Origin of the sequence: Mycobacterium sp. (assembly GCF_050701515.1) — a bacterium.
Classification (GTDB): Bacteria; Actinomycetota; Actinomycetes; order Mycobacteriales; family Mycobacteriaceae; genus Mycobacterium.
In genome coordinates, this window is the sequence record NZ_JBOGDB010000236.1 from 1 (window position 1) to 3,786 (window position 3,786).

5 protein-coding genes and 1 pseudogene are annotated in these 3,786 nt (G+C 67.6%); 2 read left to right on the plus strand and 4 right to left on the minus strand.

Annotation, left to right across the window (positions count from 1 at the left end):
• Together crcB and ACRDU5_RS18245 are read left to right on the plus strand one after the other, a co-directional pair.
• The coding region (gene crcB, locus ACRDU5_RS18240) for a fluoride efflux transporter CrcB (protein ID WP_526616113.1) at positions 1 to 222 on the plus strand (222 nt) is incomplete at its 5' end.
• Entirely contained in the window at positions 219 to 1,280 is a 1,062-nt protein-coding gene (locus tag ACRDU5_RS18245) for a DUF190 domain-containing protein (RefSeq protein ID WP_526616115.1), read from the plus strand. The genes crcB and ACRDU5_RS18245, both read left to right, overlap by 4 nt.
• 11 nt (positions 1,281 to 1,291) lie before the next feature.
• On the opposite strand, the gene ACRDU5_RS18250 is transcribed toward ACRDU5_RS18245, so the two are convergent.
• The 4 genes and pseudogenes from ACRDU5_RS18250 to ACRDU5_RS18265 form a co-directional block, all read right to left on the minus strand.
• Positions 1,292 to 1,987 (minus strand): YceI family protein, encoded by a 696-nt coding sequence (locus ACRDU5_RS18250; protein ID WP_526616116.1) that lies wholly within the window; start codon positions 1,985 to 1,987, stop codon positions 1,292 to 1,294.
• 10 nt (positions 1,988 to 1,997) lie between these two features.
• Positions 1,998 to 2,630 carry a GNAT family N-acetyltransferase gene (locus tag ACRDU5_RS18255; RefSeq protein WP_526616117.1) on the minus strand — a complete coding sequence of 211 codons (633 nt, stop codon included), beginning with the start codon at positions 2,628 to 2,630 and terminating at the stop codon, positions 1,998 to 2,000.
• A 40-nt stretch (positions 2,631 to 2,670) separates the two neighbouring features.
• On the minus strand, positions 2,671 to 3,543 hold the full coding sequence (locus tag ACRDU5_RS18260; protein WP_526616118.1) for an LLM class F420-dependent oxidoreductase: 873 nt from the start codon (positions 3,541 to 3,543) through the stop codon (positions 2,671 to 2,673).
• Positions 3,544 to 3,555: 12 nt separating this feature from the next.
• Positions 3,556 to 3,786, minus strand: a pseudogene (locus tag ACRDU5_RS18265) (hypothetical protein); the annotation flags it as partial.

The window sequence follows — 3,786 nt, forward strand, 5'->3', positions numbered from 1 at the left end:
GTGCTCGGGCTGCTGTCCGGGCTGGCCCTGAACCCGCATGCCGCGCTGCTGGCAGGCACCGCGCTGGTCGGCTCCTACACCACGTTCTCGACCTGGATGCTCGAAACCCAGCGGCTCGGCGAGGAGCGGCAATGGTGGCCGGCGATTGCCAACATCGTCGTCAGCGTCGCGCTCGGGTTGGCGGCGGCCTGGTTCGGGCAGTGGATCGGAGGCCGGCTGTGAGCGCTGAGTACCTCAAGCTGACCACGTATTTCGCCGAGCGACTTCGCAGTCGGGACGGCTTCCTGGCCGAGGCGCTGCTGGACCTTTACGGCGCCAGCGAGGTGGCGACCAGCGTGATGCTGCGCGGCATCGCCAGCTTCGGGCCGCATCATGTGGTCCGCACCGACGAGTCCCTGAGCATGTCGGAGGATCCACCCGTCGCCATCGCCGCGGTAGACACGGCCGACAAGATCGCCGGCCTGGCCGACCAGGTTGTCGCGATGACGTCGCGTGGATTGGTCACCCTCGAACGCGCCCGCCTGGGCGGCGGCTCCGATCACCCGGTACCCGACGCAGCGAAGCTCACCGTGTACGTCGGCCGCCGGCATCGGGTGTCTGGAAACCCGGCCTACGTCGCAGTGTGCGAGGTGTTACACCGGCACGGATTCGCCGGCGCATCGGCCTTCCTCGGTGTCGACGGCACCGCCCGGGGCCAGCGTCGCCGGGCCCGCTTCTTCAGTCGCAATGTGGACGTACCGCTGATGATCATCGGCATCGGCACCGGCGCACAGGTCGGGGCGGCCGTCGATGAACTGCACGGCCTGTTGGACCCACCGTTGCTCACGGTTGAGCGCGCGCAGCTGTGCAAGCGCGACGGCGAGTTGCTGGAGCGGCCCGTGGCTCTGCCGCCGACCGACAACGACGGGCGCGCGCTGTGGCAGAAACTGATGGTCTACACCTCCGAGGCGGCGTTGCACGACGGCGTGCCCATCCATCGTGCGATCGTCCGGCGGCTGCGTGAGTCCGGTGCTGCGACCGGCGCCACCGCGCTACGAGCCGTGTGGGGATTCCACGAAGCCGATAAACCGCACGGCGACAAGCTGATTCAGCTGGCCCGCCAGGTGCCGGTAACCACCATCGTTGTCGACACCCCGGAGCGGATCGCGCACAGTTTCGACATCATCGACCAGCTCACCGCCCGCCACGGGCTGGTGACCAGCGAGCTGGTTCCCGCGCTGGTGGCCATCGACGCCGGGGCTCGCCGCGGAGACACCCGATTGGCCCGCCACCTGTACTGACAGGTCGCGGGTTACTTTTTGGCCAGATTAACCAGGAACTCGATCGTTCCCGTTGGTTGCACCTTGACGAACCCGGCGAAAACCGGTGGCGTGACGCCGAAGTCGGTCCAGCTCACCGGGACGGAGCCGGCTGCGATGACGGTGTCACCGGCCCGCTGAATGTCTACCTTCGCGGTCACGTCGCGGGTGACGCCCTTGATGGTCATGCCTACCGGCACATCGACGGTCACCGATGCTCCGGTTTCGGGTACCGCCGCCAGGTCGACCGGCTGGGCGACCCGAACGTCGGCGGTCGGGAACTTCTCGACGTCCATGATGTCCATGCCACGGAACTGGTCGTCGCGCGAGCTCTCCGGCGACGCAATCGATGCGACGTCGATGGTGAATGCCGCCGTCTCCAGCTTCGACGCGGCCACCATCGCCTCGCCGGACACCTTGGTGGTTCGCCCGTTGACAGTAAGTGCAGAACCCCGCAGCACTTCGTCGACACGGTAGCCCGCCTGGGTGTGGTTGGCCTCGTCGGTCCGACCGGGCACCACTGTCCAGGTGCCGTTGATGTCGGTGGTCGCCGCCTGGGTCTGGGTGGGCAGCGACAACTCTGGATCGGCTTCCCCGGCAATGAATTCGCGATACAACCACGGTCCCGCCGCCACCAAGGCGACGACCACGACGATCACGATCCCGACAATCCAGAGCAGCCGTTTCATGCTGGCGACGTTAACCGATGTCGGGAACGTCGGCGGGCGAACGCGGCAACGCGTACAGCGCCATTCGCCGGTTGCCCATCTCGTGCTCACCGAGGAAGGTGCATCCCGCGGCCTCGCACACCCGACGCGCAGCCGTGTTGCGGTGGTCGGGATCGAACATGATTCGGCGACAACGCGGTTCGTGTTCGAACACGCTGGTAACAACGTGGGGCAACAGAAAGGGGCCGATCCCGCGGTTGACGATCCTCAGTTTGGCAATGGCGGCGTGCAGGCCGATGTCATGCGGGTCTGCCGCGTACCGTGTCGCGATGGAATCCTTTGCCGCACGGTAGAGTTCGATATAGCCGGCATCTTCGCCGTGCAGGCTGCCAATAAACGGGCGCGAGTAGTCGCCGTCTAGTTGGGCGCGCAGGTATCGCCGCCAGCGCGACGGCGGCCAGTTGTACTCCCACGCCCGCACCAGATGTGGCCGGTTCATCCATTCCGAGATCATGTCCGCGTCGAGATCGGGGTCGGCGAGACGAATGCCGTACGGCTCGGGCACGGTCGGAGTGGGCGGCGGGCCGATCTCGCGGACCTCGTCGGGAATCGACGTCAGCTCACGCGGCAGGACGGGTTCGAGCGCCTCGTCGATGTCGGTCATCGACCGCCGAGAATACAGCAGAAGTGAGGCTAGGTTTACCTTACGGTAGTGCCGACATCCAGTGGTCGGCGAGCGCACTCACCCAGTCGGCCGCGACGCTGGCGTCCCCCGGCGGCGCCTCGACCAGCACCAACTCGTCGATGCCGAGCGCGGCGAGCGGCGCCACGTCGCGGGGCTGCAGGTCGCGCAGGGCGACCGCCAGCCGCAGTTCGCCGGGATCGCGGCCACGCTCGGTGCACCGCGTTTTCAGGAAGCCGACGCGTTCGGCAACCGCGTCCACGTCGGCGAGGTTGAAGCCATACCAACCGTCGCCCCAGTCCACCACCCGCCCCAGCGCCGCGTCGCTGTTGCCGCCGACCACGATCGGAATGCGGCGACGTTGTGCCGGCTTCGGCATCACGCGAATGGAGTCGAAGCGGACGAATTCGCCGTCGAACGAGGCGATGTCGTCGCGCCACAGCGTGCGGAGCGCCTCGACATATTCCTTGGTGCGCGCCACCCGACGCTCGAACGGGACGCCGAGCGCATCGAATTCTTCCCGCAACCAGCCGATGCCGACACCGAGCATGAGCCGGCCCCCGCTCAACGCGTCCAGCGTGGCCGCCTGCTTGGCCACCAACACCGGGTTGTGCTCGGGCAACAGCAGCACACCCGTTCCGATGCCGATCGTCGAGGTGGCCGCCGCGATGAAGCTGAGGCCGATCAACGGATCGATCCAGTCGGCGGCGGCGGGCACCGCTATCCGCCCGTCGTCGGAGTACGGATAACGGGACTTCGACGTATCCACCATCACGACGTGCTCGCCGGCCCACAGCGTCGCGAAGCCAGCCTTGTCCGCCGCGGCGGCGACGGCGTCGATGATCGGACGTCTGGCACCCTTACCGATGCCCAGCCCCTGCAATCCCAACCGCATCCGGCGATCGTCTCACGATGCCAGCAGCAGGACACCCGCGATGAGCAGCGCGGCCACCTTGACCAGTTCCAGGCCGACATAGGCCCAGTGCGCCCGCGAGCGCGGACCCGGCCCATCCCCACCGGACAGCACGGCGTCAGACCGGCGGGTCAACCGCGGTCGCACCACCAGCACCTGGGCCAGCAGGGTCAGTACGGCAACGCCCGCCGCCACCGCCACACCGAAGGGCGGCCGCTCGAGGAC

Bases quoted from the DNA above. Each gene is read 5' to 3' on its own strand.
- ACRDU5_RS18250 (WP_526616116.1), bottom strand. From the start codon at position 1,987: ATGAAACGGCTGCTCTGGATTGTCGGGATCGTGATCGTCGTGGTCGTC.
- ACRDU5_RS18255 (WP_526616117.1), bottom strand. From the start codon at position 2,630: ATGACCGACATCGACGAGGCGCTCGAACCCGTCCTGCCGCGTGAGCTG.
- ACRDU5_RS18260 (WP_526616118.1), bottom strand. From the start codon at position 3,543: ATGCGGTTGGGATTGCAGGGGCTGGGCATCGGTAAGGGTGCCAGACGT.